Below are 19,161 nucleotides of genomic sequence, written 5' to 3' on the forward strand. Positions count from 1 at the left end.
CGAGTAAGTTACTCAAATAGAGAAAATAGTAAGTTGCATATTTATGCTATTGAAATTTCTATTTACATATTTATATTTCCAGTTGGAATATATATTTAATTCTAATTGCAATTAGATATAAAAATAACAACTTCTCGATAGTTGTAAATTATATTTTTATTTGTTGGTTAACAACTACCCCAGAACTGAATTAGTCACATTGCGTTATTACTTTTGATTATATATGTCCTTCAATATGCCCATTTCACTCTGGAAATGGGCTGATGTGCACATTTCTTTTCCTTTATTGCATGGCCATAGCTCAGCTCTCCTATCATTAAGATATCGATTCACCACGCAGCACATTAAGTAAGTCTCTAAATCAACATCTTTTATGCGTGATCTGCCGCCCAAAAAAGAAACAAAACAGCCCTTCGCACTATAATTAACTTTTGATTGACATATTATTAACAATCTCAAGGAGAACTATTATGAGCCAAATACATAAATACCCTATTCCAACTGCAATTGCAGAGCATGCCCTGATAAGCCCTGAACAATATAATCAATATTATCAACAGTCTGTGCAGAACCCAGATGAGTTTTGGGGCGAACATGGCAAGATTATTGATTGGATAAAACCATATACAACGGTTAAAAATACGTCTTTTGACCCCGGCCATGTCAGTATCCGCTGGTTTGAAGATGGCACATTGAATCTTGCAGCCAACTGCCTTGACCGCCATCTGGCGGAGCGTGGTGATCAAACAGCGATAATCTGGGAAGGCGATGATCCTAACCAGTCAAAAACCGTCACGTATAAACAGCTTCACCATGATGTATGCCAGTTTGCTAATGTGCTGAAAAAACTGGGCATCAAGAAAGGTGATGTGGTTGCAATCTATATGCCGATGGTGCCAGAAGCCGCTGTTGCTATGCTGGCTTGCGCACGTATTGGCGCAGTTCACTCTGTTATTTTTGGTGGATTCTCACCTGATGCCGTTGCTGGCCGAATTATCGACTCTAACTCAAAACTGGTGATTACTGCCGATGAAGGCATTCGTGCTGGTCGCGCAATTCCACTGAAAAAAAATGTCGATGATGCTCTAAAAAATCCAGCAATCACCAGTATCAAAAATGTTGTCGTCTTCCAACGTACTGGCAATGCCAGCTATTGGAAAGACGGGAGAGATTTGTGGTGGCATGACCTGATTAAAGAAGCCTCTGCCGACTGCCCGCCAGAAGAAATGAATGCCGAAGACCCACTGTTCATCCTTTATACCTCCGGCTCCACTGGCAAACCAAAAGGGGTGTTACATACCACCGGCGGCTATCTGGTTTATGCCGCACTAACCTTTAAATACGTTTTCGATTATCACCCCGGCGACATCTACTGGTGTACTGCGGACGTTGGTTGGGTCACCGGTCACAGCTATTTGCTGTATGGCCCACTGGCCTGCGGAGCTATTACTCTAATGTTCGAGGGTGTTCCTAACTATCCGGGCGTCAATCGCTTGGGGCAGGTTATCGATAAACATCAGGTTAATATCCTGTATACCGCCCCTACCGCCATTCGTGCCTTAATGGCCGAAGGTGACAAAGCCATCGAAGGGACAAAACGCGACTCCCTGCGCATCATGGGTTCAGTTGGGGAACCGATAAACCCAGAAGCATGGGAATGGTATTACAACAAAATTGGTAACAGTAAATGCCCAATTGTTGATACCTGGTGGCAAACTGAAACTGGCGGTTTCATGATAACGCCACTACCGGGAGCCACAGAATTAAAAGCCGGTTCTGCCACTCGCCCATTCTTTGGCGTACAACCTGCGCTAGTAGACAACTTAGGTAATCCGCAAGAAGGTGCAGCCGAAGGCAATCTGGTGATAACCGACTCTTGGCCGGGTCAGGCCCGAACGTTGTTCGGCGATCATGACCGTTTTGAGCAAACCTACTTTTCAACCTTTAAGGGCATGTATTTCAGTGGTGATGGCGCTCGCCGTGACGAAGATGGCTACTACTGGATAACCGGTCGCGTCGATGACGTACTTAACGTTTCAGGTCACCGCTTAGGGACCGCTGAAATTGAATCTGCGTTGGTCTCACACCCGAAAATTGCCGAAGCGGCTGTCGTCGGGGTACCCCACAGCATTAAAGGGCAAGCTATCTATGCCTACATCACGCTGAATCATGGCGAAGAGCCAACACCAGAGCTGTATACCGAGGTGCGTAATTGGGTGCGTAAAGAGATTGGTCCAATTGCAACCCCAGATATCTTGCACTGGACTGATTCACTACCAAAAACCCGTTCAGGCAAGATCATGCGCCGTATTCTGCGCAAAATTGCGGCTGGCGATACCAGCAACTTAGGGGATACCTCAACACTGGCCGATCCGGGCGTAGTGGACAAATTACTGGAAGAAAAACAATCAATGCAAACACCGTCGTAAATTGTGCCGCCTACGGGCGGCAAACTTAATTAATGCCTCAAAGGAGAGACTCTGATGAATGACAGCATTTATCAAGAGATTGAAAATAACCCGCGTTTCAAAGAGTTAGTGCGAAAGCGTGGCCGTTTTGCCTGGATACTGTCGCTCATTACCCTAGCGCTGTATGTCGGTTTCATTTTCCTTATTGCTTTCGAACCACAATGGCTCGGAGCCCCGCTATATGCAGGCTCCAGCATTACTCGCGGCATACCCGTTGGTGTGGGATTAATCGTTATTTCTTTTGTTCTTACAGGTATTTACGTTATTCGTGCTAATGGCGAGTTTGACCGTCTGACGGCAGAAATTCTTCGTGAGGTGAAGCAATGAAGACTCGCCATTGGTCCGTACTTTCCTTATTGGCTCTGCCTGCGCTGTCACAGGCAGAAGCAATTACCGGCGAAGTTCATCGCCAGCCGCTCAATATTCAGGCGATCATCATGTTCGTACTGTTTGTTGGCGCGACATTATATATTACCTACTGGGCATCAAAACGTACCCGTTCCCGGGGTGATTATTATACCGCTGGCGGGCGCATAACCGGTTTCCAAAATGGTCTGGCAATTGCTGGTGACTTTATGTCTGCGGCATCATTCCTCGGTATTTCCGCGCTGGTTTATACCTCTGGTTATGATGGCCTGATTTACTCCATCGGCTTTTTAATCGGCTGGCCAATCATTCTGTTTTTAATCGCCGAGCGGCTGCGTAATCTGGGTCGCTATACCTTTGCTGATGTAGCTTCATATCGCTTGAAGCAAAGGCCAATAAGAACATTATCAGCCTGTGGTTCGTTAGTGGTAGTCGCTTTATACCTGATAGCTCAAATGGTCGGTGCCGGTAAGCTGATAGAGTTGTTATTTGGCTTGAACTACCACGTAGCCGTGGTGTTGGTGGGCATCCTGATGGTGCTGTACGTCTTGTTTGGTGGCATGCTGGCCACCACATGGGTACAAATCATCAAAGCGGTGTTACTGCTGGCCGGTGCTTCGTTTATGGCCATTATGGTTATGAAGTCTGTTAACTTTAACTTCAATACCTTATTCAGTGAAGCGATTAAAGTTCACCCTAAAGGCTTGGCAATCATGAGCCCTGGAGGGTTAGTCTCTGACCCGATATCAGCCTTGTCGCTCGGATTAGCACTAATGTTCGGTACCGCAGGCTTACCACACATTCTAATGCGTTTCTTTACGGTAAGTGACGCCAAAGAAGCCCGTAAAAGTGTGTTCTATGCTACCGGCTTTATCGGCTACTTCTACATATTGACCTTTATTATTGGCTTTGGCGCAATCCTGTTGGTCGGCCCGAATCCAGCCTTTAAGGATGCCGCGGGGGCATTGCTTGGCGGTAATAATATGGCAGCAGTGCATCTGGCTAATGCCGTGGGGGGTAGCTTCTTCTTAGGCTTTATCTCAGCAGTTGCTTTCGCAACTATTCTGGCGGTGGTAGCAGGTCTGACATTAGCGGGTGCATCTGCGGTTTCTCATGACCTTTATGCCAGTGTCATCAAAAAGGGTAAAGCAAACGAACGCGATGAACTGAGAGTTTCTAAAATCACAGTGGTTATTTTAGGGTTTGTCGCAATCGGCTTGGGGATTTTGTTTGAAAAGCAAAACATTGCTTTCATGGTAGGTTTGGCATTCTCCATTGCCGCCAGTTGTAACTTCCCAATCATCTTTATTTCAATGTATTGGGATAAACTGACCACGCGTGGTGCAATGATTGGAGGCTGGTTGGGGTTACTGACTGCGGTGATCCTGATGATTTTAGGCCCAACTATCTGGGTAACCATTCTGGGGCATGCAAAACCAATTTATCCATATGAATACCCAGCATTATTCTCAATGATAGTGGCATTTGTCGGGATATGGTTCTTCTCTGTCACCGATAATTCAGAAGAGGGTAAGCAAGAACGTCTGCGCTTCAAAGCACAGTTTGTCCGTTCACAAACTGGCTTGGGCGCATCTCAAAGCAGCTCTCATTGATAGCATTTGGTGGATAAAAGGCCCCTCGGGGCCTTTTTTTATGGCTTCAACCAGCGGTCTAACCAAGGGAAAACCACATCTTGCTGCTCTTGGTAAAATACGTGCCCCAGTGTGGGCCAGCTACGAGTGAGCAAGCGTGATTCCGCATTTTGTGACCGCCAGATTGCATGCACTTTACTGTAAGCCTGCTCGACAGCATCCGATGGGAACAATTTATCTTTCCCGCCGTTAAAAAGAAGCATCGGTTTTGGTGCTGCCAAACTGGCAATATCAGGAAAATCCAACTTATTGGCAATGCCAGGGTGGAGCATGTAAAAAGCGGATTGTCCACGAAGTACATTATTGCCTGGGGTCATCAACCCTTGATAGTTACCAAACCAAGAGATAGCTGCAGTAGCCGCGACCTTATCCGATAATGCCGCTAACTGCCAGGCACGGTACGCTCCCATAGAAAATCCGAGAGCACCAATCCGTTGGCGGTCAACTGATGGAAGTGTCGCCAGAAAATCAACCGTCCGTATATCTTCATAAGCCATAGTTCCGGCTAATGAACGGCCAAGATTAAAGAAATTACTGGCTAAAGCCTGTTGCTGCTCATAGCTGATAGGGCCTCTATCACCCCAGCCAATAGCATCAATAGAAAGTACGACATAACCGCGTTTTGCCAATTCATCACCGATGAATTTACCGCTAAAGAATTTATCCGACCAAGCCTGCGCTGAGGCAAGTTGCGCACTATCACCCCAAGGGCGGATCATTTTCTCTTTGCCAATATCAAATTTGGAGCCATGGTCATGCAAGAGAACAATCGCCGGATGAGGGCCTTTGCTTTTCGGTGTTAATAGCAAGCCTTGGACACGGCTTTCATCAGTGATGTTTAATGCTATTTTTTCAGCAATATAGCGGCCACGGTCCTGCTGATCTATTTTTTCTGCGGAAAATGCAATTGTTGAGTCAGGGGTGAGCAATGCTTGTCGGAAAATCTTTCTGGTGTCGCTCTTCCACAGTGCAAAGTCAGTGTATCTCCCTGCCAGCCATGAACTTTGATAAGTCATCTGTTTTTTTAGCTGTGGATAAAATACTGGCAGATTATTTTCAGTAATAGCTTCTTTTTGATACGTCACAGGACTTGCCTGTACCGTTGCGGCAGTAAGTATCGCTGACAGTGCGAGCGAACAGACAAATAGACCTGCATTCATTCAAACCTCACAATCAAAACATCGTTTCAATTTTATGATTGAATGATTTTAAGGTAAAAAAGTTTATTTTCTGTGGTGGGGGTTATAAAAATGACAGAAAGCAAAAAGAAAAGGTTATTCAATGTTCAAACTGCATGCGCAATACATCTTAGGATGAGTTTCATTCCTTCAGGCCTACGGGGGCATTCTCAATGCCGAACCTGTATGCCAGACAAACAAAAAAGGCCACCCGTTAGGGTAGCCTCTTTTGCTTATTTGATGCCTGGCAGTGTCCTACTCTCGCATGGGGAGACCCCACACTACCATCGGCGCTACGGCGTTTCACTTCTGAGTTCGGCATGGGATCAGGTGGGACCACCGCGCTAAGGCCGCCAGGCAAATTCTGTCTAAACTAACCCGCTATGCAATTCTTCACACAGCCAGCCAGCCCAATCTCGGAACATTCGCTGAAAATATCATTCTCTCTCAAACACAAAACACCTTTGGTGTTGTAAGGTTAAGCCTCACGGATCATTAGTACTGGTTAGCTCAATACATCGCTGCACTTACACACCCAGCCTATCAACGTCATAGTCTTTAACGTTCCTTCAGGGGGCTTAAAGCCCCAGGGAAGACTCATCTCGAGGCAAGTTTCCCGCTTAGATGCTTTCAGCGGTTATCTCTTCCGAATTTAGCTACCGGGCAATGCCATTGGCATGACAACCCGAACACCAGTGATTCGTCCACTCCGGTCCTCTCGTACTAGGAGCAGCCCCTCTCAATCTTCCAACGCCCACGGCAGATAGGGACCGAACTGTCTCACGACGTTCTAAACCCAGCTCGCGTACCACTTTAAATGGCGAACAGCCATACCCTTGGGACCTACTTCAGCCCCAGGATGTGATGAGCCGACATCGAGGTGCCAAACACCGCCGTCGATATGAACTCTTGGGCGGTATCAGCCTGTTATCCCCGGAGTACCTTTTATCCGTTGAGCGATGGCCCTTCCATTCAGAACCACCGGATCACTAAGACCTACTTTCGTACCTGCTCGAGCCGTCACTCTCGCAGTCAAGCTAGCTTATGCCTTTGCACTAACCTCACGATGTCCGACCGTGATTAGCTAACCTTCGTGCTCCTCCGTTACTCTTTGGGAGGAGACCGCCCCAGTCAAACTACCCACCAGACACTGTCCTCACCCCGGATCACGGGGCCGAGTTAGAACATCAAACATTAAAGGGTGGTATTTCAAGGTTGGCTCCATGCAGACTGGCGTCCACACTTCGATGCCTCCCACCTATCCTACACATCAAGGCTCAATGTTCAGTGTCAAGCTATAGTAAAGGTTCACGGGGTCTTTCCGTCTTGCCGCGGGTACACTGCATCTTCACAGCGAGTTCAATTTCACTGAGTCTCGGGTGGAGACAGCCTGGCCATCATTACGCCATTCGTGCAGGTCGGAACTTACCCGACAAGGAATTTCGCTACCTTAGGACCGTTATAGTTACGGCCGCCGTTTACTGGGGCTTCGATCAAGAGCTTCGCCTTGCGGCTGACCCCATCAATTAACCTTCCAGCACCGGGCAGGCGTCACACCGTATACGTCCACTTTCGTGTTTGCACAGTGCTGTGTTTTTATTAAACAGTTGCAGCCAGCTGGTATCTGCGACTGGCTTCGGCGCCGAGAGCAAGTCTCTTTACCTAATGCCAGCGTGCCTTCTCCCGAAGTTACGGCACCATTTTGCCTAGTTCCTTCACCCGAGTTCTCTCAAGCGCCTGAGTATTCTCTACCTGACCACCTGTGTCGGTTTGGGGTACGATTTAATGTTACCTGATGCTTAGAGGCTTTTCCTGGAAGCTTGGCATCAACTACTTCACCACCGTAGTGGCTCGTCATCACACCTCAGCGTTGATAAGCAACCGGATTTACCAAGTCACTCCGCCTACATGCTTAAACCGGGACAACCGTCGCCCGGCTAGCCTAGCCTTCTCCGTCCCCCCTTCGCAGTAACACCAAGTACAGGAATATTAACCTGTTTCCCATCGACTACGCTTTTCAGCCTCGCCTTAGGGGTCGACTCACCCTGCCCCGATTAACGTTGGACAGGAACCCTTGGTCTTCCGGCGTGCGGGCTTTTCACCCGCATTATCGTTACTTATGTCAGCATTCGCACTTCTGATACCTCCAGCAACCCTCACAGGTCACCTTCAACGGCTTACAGAACGCTCCCCTACCCAACAACGCCTAAGCGTCGCTGCCGCAGCTTCGGTGCATGGTTTAGCCCCGTTACATCTTCCGCGCAGGCCGACTCGACCAGTGAGCTATTACGCTTTCTTTAAATGATGGCTGCTTCTAAGCCAACATCCTGGCTGTCTATGCCTTCCCACATCGTTTCCCACTTAACCATGACTTTGGGACCTTAGCTGGCGGTCTGGGTTGTTTCCCTCTTCACGACGGACGTTAGCACCCGCCGTGTGTCTCCCGTGATAACATTCTTCGGTATTCGGAGTTTGCATCGGTTTGGTAAGCCGGGGTGGCCCCCTAGCCGAAACAGTGCTCTACCCCCGAAGATGAGTTCACGAGGCGCTACCTAAATAGCTTTCGGGGAGAACCAGCTATCTCCCGGTTTGATTGGCCTTTCACCCCCAGCCACAAGTCATCCGCTAATTTTTCAACATTAGTCGGTTCGGTCCTCCAGTTAGTGTTACCCAACCTTCAACCTGCCCATGGCTAGATCACCGGGTTTCGGGTCTATACCTTGCAACTAGACGCCCAGTTAAGACTCGGTTTCCCTACGGCTCCCCTATTCGGTTAACCTTGCTACAAAATATAAGTCGCTGACCCATTATACAAAAGGTACGCAGTCACACCACGAAGGTGCTCCCACTGCTTGTACGTACACGGTTTCAGGTTCTATTTCACTCCCCTCGCCGGGGTTCTTTTCGCCTTTCCCTCACGGTACTGGTTCACTATCGGTCAGTCAGGAGTATTTAGCCTTGGAGGATGGTCCCCCCATATTCAGACAGGATGTCACGTGTCCCGCCCTACTCATCGAGTTCACAGCAAGTGTGCTTTTGTGTACGGGACTATCACCCTGTACCGTGCGACTTTCCAGACGCTTCCACTAGCACACAAACTGATTCAGACTCTGGGCTCTTCCCCGTTCGCTCGCCGCTACTGGGGGAATCTCGGTTGATTTCTTTTCCTCGGGGTACTTAGATGTTTCAGTTCCCCCGGTTCGCCTTGCATGGCTATGTATTCACCATGCAATAGTGCAACGAATTGCACTGGGTTTCCCCATTCGGGTATCGTCGGTTGTAACGCTTCATATCAGCTTACCGACGCTTTTCGCAGATTAGCACGCCCTTCATCGCCTCTGACTGCCTAGGCATCCACCGTGTACGCTTAGTCGCTTAACCTCACAACCCAAAGATGTTTTTTCGTTATTGGTGTGGCTGTGAACACACTCTGCTGTGTTGTGCAGTGCGCGCAATCTTCATGAACGTTGAGTTCACTCCGGTTGCTGTGCGCTGTACGCCTGGCTGAGTGTCTTCTCGCTCACACTGCAACAATGATAAACACATTGGCATTGCGATTATTTGAGAGACTCTAATACAGGTTAATCCTTATCTCAGTCATTCTACGGAGAGATAAGTTTCAGCTGTATTGTTTCAATTTTCAGCTTGTTCCAGATTGTTAAAGAGCAATATTTCACAACACACTGTGCCTTACGACCGCAGTACGTTTTGAAATAGTTTTTTTATATGGTGGAGCTAAGCGGGATCGAACCGCTGACCTCCTGCGTGCAAGGCAGGCGCTCTCCCAGCTGAGCTATAGCCCCATATAAAAAGCAAAATACCTTATCGGCATAACTCATTCTCAGACAAGGCGCAGTCACGCGACGTTTATGGATATAAACGAATGTGTCTGTAACGCAGTATGAGGATGAGTTGGTGGGTCTGAGTGGACTTGAACCACCGACCTCACCCTTATCAGGGGTGCGCTCTAACCACCTGAGCTACAGACCCAACAAGGTACTAAAGCCCGACTAATCTCTCAGCCCGGCCTTATTTGCTCGTTACTTTCTATCAGACAATCTGTGTGGACACTGCGCAATGCGTATCGTTAGGTAAGGAGGTGATCCAACCGCAGGTTCCCCTACGGTTACCTTGTTACGACTTCACCCCAGTCATGAATCACAAAGTGGTAAGCGCCCTCCCGAAGGTTAAGCTACCTACTTCTTTTGCAACCCACTCCCATGGTGTGACGGGCGGTGTGTACAAGGCCCGGGAACGTATTCACCGTAGCATTCTGATCTACGATTACTAGCGATTCCGACTTCATGGAGTCGAGTTGCAGACTCCAATCCGGACTACGACAGACTTTATGTGGTCCGCTTGCTCTCGCGAGTTCGCTTCACTTTGTATCTGCCATTGTAGCACGTGTGTAGCCCTACTCGTAAGGGCCATGATGACTTGACGTCATCCCCACCTTCCTCCGGTTTGTCACCGGCAGTCTCCCTTGAGTTCCCACCATTACGTGCTGGCAACAAAGGATAAGGGTTGCGCTCGTTGCGGGACTTAACCCAACATTTCACAACACGAGCTGACGACAGCCATGCAGCACCTGTCTCACAGTTCCCGAAGGCACCGAAGCATCTCTGCTAAGTTCTGTGGATGTCAAGAGTAGGTAAGGTTCTTCGCGTTGCATCGAATTAAACCACATGCTCCACCGCTTGTGCGGGCCCCCGTCAATTCATTTGAGTTTTAACCTTGCGGCCGTACTCCCCAGGCGGTCGACTTAACGCGTTAGCTCCGGAAGCCACGCCTCAAGGGCACAACCTCCAAGTCGACATCGTTTACAGCGTGGACTACCAGGGTATCTAATCCTGTTTGCTCCCCACGCTTTCGCACCTGAGCGTCAGTCTTTGTCCAGGGGGCCGCCTTCGCCACCGGTATTCCTCCAGATCTCTACGCATTTCACCGCTACACCTGGAATTCTACCCCCCTCTACAAGACTCTAGCTTGCCAGTTTCAAATGCAGTTCCCACGTTAAGCGCGGGGATTTCACATCTGACTTAACAAACCGCCTGCGTGCGCTTTACGCCCAGTAATTCCGATTAACGCTTGCACCCTCCGTATTACCGCGGCTGCTGGCACGGAGTTAGCCGGTGCTTCTTCTGCGAGTAACGTCAATCAATCGTGCTATTAACACGACTGCCTTCCTCCTCGCTGAAAGTGCTTTACAACCCGAAGGCCTTCTTCACACACGCGGCATGGCTGCATCAGGCTTGCGCCCATTGTGCAATATTCCCCACTGCTGCCTCCCGTAGGAGTCTGGACCGTGTCTCAGTTCCAGTGTGGCTGGTCATCCTCTCAGACCAGCTAGGGATCGTCGCCTAGGTGAGCCATTACCCCACCTACTAGCTAATCCCATCTGGGCACATCCGATGGCGTGAGGCCCGAAGGTCCCCCACTTTGCTCTTACGAGGTCATGCGGTATTAGCTACCGTTTCCAGTAGTTATCCCCCTCCATCAGGCAGTTTCCCAGACATTACTCACCCGTCCGCCGCTCGCCGGCAAAGTAGTAAACTACTTCCCGCTGCCGCTCGACTTGCATGTGTTAGGCCTGCCGCCAGCGTTCAATCTGAGCCATGATCAAACTCTTCAATTTAAGATTTGTTTGATTTGCTATGAGTTAACATAGCGATGCTCAAAGATTACTTTCTGCAAATAAGCATTCGAACCGAAGTTCAAATGTGTACTGCTTTGGTCACTCTTCAAGACTTTGATATTTCTTCTGCCTGCCGAAACAGGCTTCGATATCGTCTTGCGAGTGCCCACACAGATTGTCTGATAAATTGTTAAAGAGCAGTGCGTTAGCAACCGGTGGTTGGTAACGCGAGGTGCGCATATTACGCTTTCCTCATTCAGAGTCAACTACTAATTTCGTTGAATTTCTCTGTTCTCTCTGCCGGTCACTTAACTACTTGATTCGTTGTGTGCCGTCTCGATGGATGCGCATTATAGGGAGTCGAATTTTTTGCACAACTCTTTTTTCGCCTTTTTCTACTGTTTGAATACTTTTCACTCCTTACGTGCAGATCTTGGTCGATCCATTGCATTTTCCCTATGATCCCAACGGTCGATTGGTTGTAATTCCATCAGCAAAGGCTAGTATTGCCGGTAAAGTGTGATCTTATTAAGAGGCTATTGTTATGTCCGACCCTATCCGCCCTTATCTTCATTATTCACCTACTCTTGGTAAACGCGTAATGATCGATGGATCGAGTGTGATCATCGGTAATGTCATTTTGGGTGATGATGTCAGTGTCTGGCCGTTGGTTGCTATTCGTGGTGATGTTAATCAGGTAGTTATTGGCGCTCGTTCAAATATCCAAGATGGCAGTGTGTTACACGTAACCCATCATTCCGAGCATAATCCTGCAGGGAACCCACTGGTTATTGGCGAAGACGTTACCGTCGGTCATAAAGCGATGCTCCACGGTTGCACTATTGGCAATCGGGTACTGGTGGGAATGGGTTCTATTTTATTAGATGGTGCAGTTATCGAAGATGATGTGATGATTGGCGCAGGGAGTCTGGTTTCCCCAAGGAAACGATTAGTTAGTGGTTACCTCTATATGGGAAGCCCAGCCAAGCAAATTCGCCCTTTAACGCCAGCAGAATTAGAAGGCTTACTTTACTCCGCGAGCAACTACGTCCGCTGGAAAGATGACTATCTGGCAGAAACTAAATAAGTCACAGCATAAGATGCAGGGAGTCAATCATTGCCTTCCCTGCATTATGCAAGATCGTCTATTTACTCAATTCATCACGCAACGTATTTAACACCGGTGCTATCTGCGGCATTACACCATGCCAAAGTTTGAAAGCGTGTGCTGCTTGCCCCACCAGCATCCCTAAGCCATCAGCGTAACCCACCACACCCAACTGCTTAGCCCAAGCTAAAAATGGCGTATCGCCTGCTTGATAAAACATGTCATAGCAACGTGTTTTTGCGCTAATAATCTCTTTAGGTAAGTTTGGCACTTCGCCATGAATTCCAGAAGCGGTCGCATTTATGATCAAATCAAACTGCTGCCCACTAAGTGCCTGCATTTCGGCAGCTTCGATATCACCCAAATGATGAAATACTTCGGCCAGCTGCTGAGCACGGCTGTAAGTTCGGTTAGTGATGACCACCGTGCAACCATAAGAGAGTAACGGCAAAATCACACCGCGAGCCGCGCCACCCGCACCCACTAGCAAGATCCGATCAGAAACTCGGATCAAACCCTGGCGCTCAAGATCACTGAGCAAACCAATACCATCAGTATTGTCACCTAACAAGCGGCCATCTTCTAATTGTTTGATAGTATTCACAGCCCCTGCCAGCGATGCACGATCGGTTAGTTCATCACATTTGGCATAAGCGCGCTCTTTAAAGGGCGTGGTAATATTCGCGCCCAATGCACCATCTGCAAAAAACGACGCTAACGTTTCCTCAAAAGCACCATGAGCGGCCAGCACCATACCGTATCGATGCTCTATACCTGTCTGCTCGGCAAAAAGCGCATGAATTCTTGGCGACTTACTGTGCCCAATGGGGTTACCAAACACTGCGAAATTCTGATCCATGCTACTTTCTATCCTTCTATCCTTGGCGAAATTGTTTACCGGTTAATGCATCTCTTATTTCAGATGGATTCAAACGGCCACCAACCTCACCGGAGAGCACAGGGAGAGAAGGGCCAAATTGCATTCTCACTTCAGCTTCTGTACGGCATGGCTCGTGACCGCTTAAGTTAGCACTGGTTGAAACCAGTGGCTTGCCATATTGCGAACAAAGCTGCTGTACCAGTGGATGGTCACTCACCCTTACAGCCAATGAGCCAAAAGTACCCGTTAACCAACGTGGCGTATTAGCACAAGCAGGAATGACCCACGTGACCGGCCCTGGCCAACAGGAAAAGAGCGTTTCCCGTTGCGCCATACTCAGCGTTGAGTCATCAACATACGGCTTCAACTGCTCATAGTTCGCGGCGATTAAGATCAGACCTTTTTGCCATGGGCGCTGTTTTAAAGCTAATAAAGCATTTACTGCTTTTTCACTATCAGGGTCACAACCTAAACCAAAAACAGCTTCTGTTGGATAAGCGACGACTTCTTCTTGTTGCAGTGCCCGTAACACATCTGACAGAGCCCCACTATTCTCTTGTTTATTCACGCTGTTATTACTCACTGACCACTGCCTTTGCACACAATTTGCTAGCGCAAAAACGTTTTACGCCTTGTGCGGTTCTCTTTTCCATTAACAATGGATAGTGGCAATACGCGCACTCTCCGGCAATGGGTTGCTGATTAATTGTAAACTGGCAATCGGGATAACGATTGCAGGCGTGGAAAACCTTTCCAAACCGGGACTTACGCTGTAGCAATTTGCCTTGGCCACATTGTGGACAATCAATCGATGTCTCATCAGGCTTATCAATAACTTCAGTATGAGCACATTGTGGATATTGGCTACAACCAATAAACATACCAAAACGCCCTTGCCGTAACACCATTTCCGAACTGCAGTCAGGACAATGCTGCCCTTCAAGAACTTTCACAATATGACCATCAGATTGCGCTTTCAGTGGGCGCATGTATTGGCAGCCAGGATAATGTGAACAACCAAGGAATGGGCCATGACCACCACTACGAATAACTAAAGCTGACCCGCATTCAGGGCACGCCCCATTATCCTTGGCAATAACTGTTTTCGTCATAACGCCTTCTATATAAGGTTATTAGCCAGCGATACTACCACTTAGTGCAAATAGCCTTCATTGACTTCAAAAAGTAACTCTTCCATCTGCTGATAGGCACTTTCGTAACCTGGTATGTTAAACAACACCATCAGCACAACCCACTTGAGATCCTCCAGATCAATCTCATTAGAATCTAACGCCATAATACGGTCGATGACCATCTCACGGGTATCAAGGTGTAATACCTGAATTTGCTCAAGAAATAGGATGAAGCCGCGACAAGTGGTATCCAGGCGTTGGGCTTCTTCCGCCGTATAAATCCGTAATGCTTGTGGGTCAGCGGCATAGAGATAAGGTGCTTTCTGCCCTTCTTGTAGGTCTGCAAGAGCCTCTAACCAGTTCAGGGCGTTGTTGATATCCTCACGATAGAAACCTGCGTCAGCAAGATCGTCAGTAATCTTGTCTTGATCAACAAGCATTTCCGACTCGTTATGCATATAAGTTTCAAATAAGTAAATTAAAACGTCGAACATGGCCTGCCCTCCTTAATCGGACATAGCCGCCGGGTACAGCTGCGATCCACCCTGCTAACTCCAGCTCGAGCAATTTGCTCACGATATCTGGCACAGGTTGGCCGGCGCGTTCGGCGACGACATCAACGGGTGTCACCTCATCCCCTACGTTAGCCAACACATCAGCAAATGGCAATTCAACTTGCGCCCCTGATGCAGAAATAGTTACTTTCTCGGGCAATGATATCCATTGAAGTGAACCACCCACTTGTGTAGCTACCTCTTGTGCTGACCTTACCAGATACGCACCTTGTTGAATCAGCCAGTGCACACCTTCACTGGTTGCACTGCCTAATGGCCCCGGTAAAGCAAAAACATCTCTCCCTTGTTCTATAGCATAGCGGGCAGTAATCAAAGAGCCACTTCTCAACGTCGCTTCAACGACCAATACCGCAGAGCTTAGCCCACTGATAATACGGTTCCTTCTGGGGAAATGGGCGGCAATCGGCAATGCTGTCGTTAAAAACTCGGAAACCAGTGCCCCGCCTTGGTACTCAATTTCTTTGGCCAAATGACGATGCCGGCGTGGATATATATTCTCCAACCCGCTACCTAATACCGCAACGGTCTTTCCTTTCGCATTCAACGCCGCTTGATGGCAAATCCCATCGATCCCAATGGCCAAGCCACTGGTGATAACCAATCCCGTTCGAGCCAGCTCTGAAGCAAAATAGCGGCCCCATTGCTCACCATAATGGCTGAAATGGCGGCTACCGACCATGGCAACTTGGGGGCAATACACAACATCCAACTCGCCAGAAACAAACAGTATCAGAGGAGCGGCAGAGATATGGGCTAAACGGGGTGGATAGCCAGCTTCACCATAGGCCAATAAGTGGTGAGAGGGTTGGTTCAACCAGGTTAGTGTGGCCTCAATATAGTGGGGATCTGCCTGATAGAATTGCTGGCATTGCTGAGCGTCCAATCCATAAGCAGCTAATCTACCAGGGTGAATATCACCACGGGCAAGTAACCGCCTGACCAGTGCACTACCTTTCGCTACTCCAAGCCCCTTAACCTTACTCATCCTGAGCCATAATTCAGCCGCTAACATATTGCCTCCCTGGCTTACTTTCTATGCTGACACCGATTTGTTCAATTGGTAGACGATGCTGTCAATCAGAGCAGGAAATGTCTAGAATAGAGATTGAATATCATTCACTACTCGGACGCAGATCTAGATATTTATGTCAGTATTACAAGTATTACATTACCCAGATGAGCGGCTGCGCAAAATTGCTGCGCCGGTAAAAGAAGTCAATGGCGAAATCCAGCGTATTGTGGACGACATGTTCGAGACGATGTACGCAGAGGAAGGCATTGGTCTTGCCGCAACCCAAGTGGATGTTCATAAACAAATTATCGTGATTGATGTTTCGGAAAATCGTGACCAACGCCTGGTGTTGATTAACCCAGAACTGTTGGAGAAAAGCGGTGAAACCGGCATCGAAGAAGGTTGCTTATCAATTCCTGAGCAACGGGCATTAGTCCCTCGCGCTGAAAAAGTAAAAGTCAGAGCACTGGACCGTGACGGTAAACCGTTCGAACTGGAAGCGGATGATTTATTAGCAATCTGTATTCAGCACGAAATGGACCATTTGGTTGGCAAACTGTTTGTGGACTATTTATCACCGCTAAAACGCCAGCGTATCCGCCAAAAGTTGGAGAAAATGGCCAAGTTAAATGCCCGAGCCGACTAACCCCATCTAATGCAGGAAACCAACGTGTCTGATTCTTTGCGGATTATTTTTGCCGGAACTCCTGATTTTGCAGCGCGCCATCTTGGCGCGTTGTTGTCTTCCCAACATCAGATTGTTGGTGTTTTCACTCAACCGGACCGCCCTGCTGGCCGAGGTAATAAACTCACACCAAGCCCCGTAAAAATCTTGGCTGAGCAACACGGAATACCTGTTCTTCAGCCAAAATCACTGAAGCCTGAGGAAAACCAACATTTAGTGGCTGATCTTAACGCCGACATTATGGTGGTAGTGGCCTATGGTTTGATTCTGCCCGCTTCAGTATTGGCTATGCCACGGTTAGGCTGCATTAATGTACACGGTTCCCTACTACCTCGCTGGCGTGGTGCTGCACCAATCCAACGTGCTGTTTGGGCTGGTGATGCAAAAACCGGAGTGACTATCATGCAGATGGATGTCGGGTTAGATACCGGCGATATGCTGCATAAAATTGAATGTGATATTCAACCGGAAGATACCAGTGCGACACTGTACGATAAGTTGGCGCAATTGGGGCCTCAGGGCTTATTAGTAACATTACAACAATTAGCCGAAGGCAGTACACAGCCAGAAGTACAAAATGAAGCGCAGGTTACTTATGCAGAAAAGCTCAGTAAAGAGGAGGCCAAACTAGATTGGTCACTTTCTGCAGTTCAGTTAGAACGCTGTATCCGTGCTTTTAATCCTTGGCCAGTCAGCTATTTTGTCGTTGATGAACAGCCGATAAAAGTCTGGCAAGCACAAGTGTTTGCTGCGGTTGAGGATATCAAGCCAGGGACTATTATCCATGCTGATAAACATGGGATTCAAGTGGCAACGGCGGATGGCGTTTTAAATATAACGCAATTACAACCCGCAGGGAAAAAAGCCATGTCAGCGGCCGATTTATTAAATTCACGCCGCGAATGGTTTACACCTGGTAGCCAACTAGCATAATAGATTTGTTTCAACTATATACCCTATGGATTTCAAGCAGCCGCCCCAGAGGCGAAGCACATGTATGAGCCAAGTAACAAGAACAGCCAAACATCTGCAACTTGAAAGATGACGGGTATAAGTTTCATTGCTCGATACTTCATCATCGGGCCACTTTCCCTTTATTTGCTGACGTTTGTCGGCTTTTTTGGTTATGAAAAACACATATAATCTCCGCAGCATCGCTGCTAAAGCAATTAGCCAGGTATTGGATCAGGGGCAATCGCTCAGTACTGTTTTGCCTGGGCTACAGAAAAATATTTCCGATAAAGATCGCGCATTGCTGCAGGAGTTGTGTTTTGGCACTTTGCGTGTTCTGCCACAACTCGAGTGGTGCATCCAGCAGTTGATGGCGCGCCCGATGACCGGTAAACAGCGTATTTTTCACTATCTGATTATGATCGGACTGTATCAGTTGGTTTATACCCGTATTCCTCCACATGCTGCTTTGGCCGAAACGGTTGAAGGTGCTACCGCACTAAAACGCCCGCAGCTAAAAGGGTTGATCAATGGGGTACTACGCCAGTTCCAGCGCCAGCAAGTGGAATTACTGGAGCGCGCTGCAAATAACGATAGCCGCTACCTGCATCCTAGTTGGTTATTAGCGCGTATTAAGCAGGCCTATCCAGACCAATGGCAGCAAATTGTGGATGCGAATAACCAAAAACCACCAATGTGGCTGCGGGTTAGTCGTCTCCATCATACCCGTGGTGAATATCTCGACCTGTTAAAAGAAGCAGGAATAGATGCCGAACCTCATGCCTATTATCCCGATGCAGTAAGGCTTATTACACCTTGTGCCGTTAGTGATCTGCCTGGTTTCGAACTAGGCTGGGTAACAGTGCAAGATGCCTCAGCCCAAGGCTGTGTTGATCTGCTTGATCCGCAAAATGGTGAACAGATCCTTGATTTATGTGCCGCTCCGGGTGGTAAAACAACCCACATCCTCGAAGCGGCTCCAAAAGCACATGTATTGGCTGTTGATATTGATGAACAACGGCTGAGTCGGGTCAATGAGAATTTACAACGCCTGAAATTACATGCTGTAGTGCGAGTCGGCGACGGTCGTACCCCTGAAACATGGTGTGGTGATCAGCAATTTGATCGCATTCTGCTAGATGCTCCCTGCTCTGCAACTGGTGTGATTCGCCGCCACCCCGATATCAAATGGTTGCGCCGCGACAGTGATATTGCAGACCTGGCAGCATTACAATCTGAGATCATTGAAGCTATCTGGCCTAGACTGAAGAAAGGCGGCGTAATGGTTTATGCCACCTGTTCGATATTACCAGAAGAAAATCAGCAGCAGATAGCTGCTTTCCTACAACGACATAGTGACGCAGAATTAGTTGAAACTGGGACTAACACCGCGCCCGGTAAACAAAACTTGCCACACCCTGAGGATGGCGATGGTTTCTTTTATGCGAAGTTGTTCAAAAGATAATCGTGGCTTTGGCTATGCCTCAAAACCTAATTTCAGTGTGGAACAGAGAACGC

The 19,161-nt window shown here is 48.2% G+C and carries 14 protein-coding genes, 2 tRNA genes and 3 rRNA genes; 7 read left to right on the top strand and 12 right to left on the bottom strand.

The features are described from left to right. Positions 1–470 precede the first annotated feature (470 nt). The 3 genes from acs to actP are packed head-to-tail and all read left to right on the top strand — an operon-like array spanning position 471 to position 4,447. Positions 471–2,429 carry an acetate--CoA ligase gene (gene acs / locus EL015_RS19765; protein WP_005187195.1) on the top strand — a complete coding sequence of 653 codons (1,959 nt, stop codon included), beginning with the start codon at positions 471–473 and terminating at the stop codon, positions 2,427–2,429. A 54-nt stretch (positions 2,430–2,483) separates the two neighbouring features. Further along, entirely contained in the window at positions 2,484–2,795 is a 312-nt protein-coding gene (locus tag EL015_RS19770; RefSeq protein WP_005187192.1) for a DUF485 domain-containing protein, read from the top strand. Next, a complete protein-coding gene (gene actP, locus EL015_RS19775; protein ID WP_032906797.1) occupies positions 2,792–4,447 on the top strand; it encodes a cation/acetate symporter ActP in 1,656 nt (551 codons plus the stop codon). Before EL015_RS19770 ends, actP begins: the two co-directional genes overlap by 4 nt. 38 nt (positions 4,448–4,485) lie before the next feature. Here the strand turns inward: actP and EL015_RS19780 are convergent, their stop codons facing one another. The 7 genes from EL015_RS19780 to EL015_RS21765 form a co-directional block, all read right to left on the bottom strand. Beyond that, positions 4,486–5,646 carry a dienelactone hydrolase family protein gene (locus EL015_RS19780; protein WP_005187185.1) on the bottom strand — a complete coding sequence of 387 codons (1,161 nt, stop codon included), beginning with the start codon at positions 5,644–5,646 and terminating at the stop codon, positions 4,486–4,488. A gap of 260 nt (positions 5,647–5,906) precedes the next feature. Beyond that, positions 5,907–6,022, bottom strand: a 5S ribosomal RNA gene (gene rrf / locus EL015_RS19785). Positions 6,023–6,138: 116 nt separating this feature from the next. Further along, positions 6,139–9,045, bottom strand: a 23S ribosomal RNA gene (locus tag EL015_RS19790). A 346-nt stretch (positions 9,046–9,391) separates the two neighbouring features. Next, positions 9,392–9,467, bottom strand: a tRNA-Ala gene (locus EL015_RS19795). A 110-nt stretch (positions 9,468–9,577) separates the two neighbouring features. Next, positions 9,578–9,654, bottom strand: a tRNA-Ile gene (locus tag EL015_RS19800). 102 nt (positions 9,655–9,756) lie between these two features. Next, positions 9,757–11,299 (bottom strand): 16S ribosomal RNA (locus tag EL015_RS19805). The 16S, 23S and 5S rRNA genes sit together here with 2 tRNA genes alongside, the layout of an rRNA operon. Positions 11,300–11,398: 99 nt before the next feature. Continuing rightward, entirely contained in the window at positions 11,399–11,539 is a 141-nt protein-coding gene (locus tag EL015_RS21765) for a hypothetical protein (RefSeq protein ID WP_162484277.1), read from the bottom strand. Between the two features lie 304 nt (positions 11,540–11,843). Here EL015_RS21765 and EL015_RS19815 point away from each other — a divergent pair, with 304 nt between their 5' ends. Then, complete coding sequence (locus tag EL015_RS19815) at positions 11,844–12,386, top strand: gamma carbonic anhydrase family protein (protein WP_005186294.1); 543 nt, start codon at positions 11,844–11,846, stop codon at positions 12,384–12,386. Between the two features lie 58 nt (positions 12,387–12,444). Here the strand turns inward: EL015_RS19815 and aroE are convergent, their stop codons facing one another. The 5 genes from aroE to dprA are packed head-to-tail and all read right to left on the bottom strand — an operon-like array spanning position 12,445 to position 16,007. Beyond that, positions 12,445–13,266: a shikimate dehydrogenase gene (gene aroE, locus EL015_RS19820; protein ID WP_032906611.1), complete on the bottom strand. Its 822-nt coding sequence runs from the start codon at positions 13,264–13,266 to the stop codon at positions 12,445–12,447. Between the two features lie 16 nt (positions 13,267–13,282). After that, positions 13,283–13,855, bottom strand: a complete 573-nt coding sequence (tsaC, locus tag EL015_RS19825; protein ID WP_005186289.1) for an L-threonylcarbamoyladenylate synthase type 1 TsaC — start codon at positions 13,853–13,855, stop codon at positions 13,283–13,285. Positions 13,856–13,862: 7 nt separating this feature from the next. Beyond that, a complete protein-coding gene (locus tag EL015_RS19830; protein WP_005186287.1) occupies positions 13,863–14,399 on the bottom strand; it encodes a DNA topoisomerase family protein in 537 nt (178 codons plus the stop codon). Between the two features lie 41 nt (positions 14,400–14,440). Beyond that, on the bottom strand, positions 14,441–14,914 hold the full coding sequence (locus EL015_RS19835) for a DUF494 family protein (RefSeq protein ID WP_032906609.1): 474 nt from the start codon (positions 14,912–14,914) through the stop codon (positions 14,441–14,443). After that, the gene (gene dprA / locus EL015_RS19840; RefSeq protein ID WP_005186282.1) at positions 14,886–16,007 is read right to left on the bottom strand and encodes a DNA-protecting protein DprA; all 1,122 of its coding nucleotides are present in this window, start codon (positions 16,005–16,007) and stop codon (positions 14,886–14,888) included. The genes EL015_RS19835 and dprA overlap by 29 nt, the downstream gene beginning before the upstream one ends. A 133-nt stretch (positions 16,008–16,140) precedes the next feature. Here dprA and def point away from each other — a divergent pair, with 133 nt between their 5' ends. The 3 genes from def (at position 16,141) to rsmB (ending at position 19,108) form a co-directional block, all read left to right on the top strand. Beyond that, positions 16,141–16,653, top strand: coding sequence for a peptide deformylase (gene def, locus EL015_RS19845; protein WP_005186275.1), 513 nt, complete (start codon positions 16,141–16,143; stop codon positions 16,651–16,653). 24 nt (positions 16,654–16,677) lie between these two features. Then, positions 16,678–17,625, top strand: coding sequence for a methionyl-tRNA formyltransferase (gene fmt, locus EL015_RS19850; protein ID WP_032906608.1), 948 nt, complete (start codon positions 16,678–16,680; stop codon positions 17,623–17,625). 193 nt (positions 17,626–17,818) lie between these two features. Continuing rightward, positions 17,819–19,108, top strand: a complete 1,290-nt coding sequence (rsmB, locus tag EL015_RS19855; protein WP_005186270.1) for a 16S rRNA (cytosine(967)-C(5))-methyltransferase RsmB — start codon at positions 17,819–17,821, stop codon at positions 19,106–19,108. Positions 19,109–19,161 lie beyond the last annotated feature (53 nt).

The sequence above is a fragment of the Yersinia intermedia genome (genome assembly GCF_900635455.1).
In the GTDB taxonomy this organism is placed as follows: Bacteria; Pseudomonadota; Gammaproteobacteria; order Enterobacterales; family Enterobacteriaceae; genus Yersinia; species Yersinia intermedia.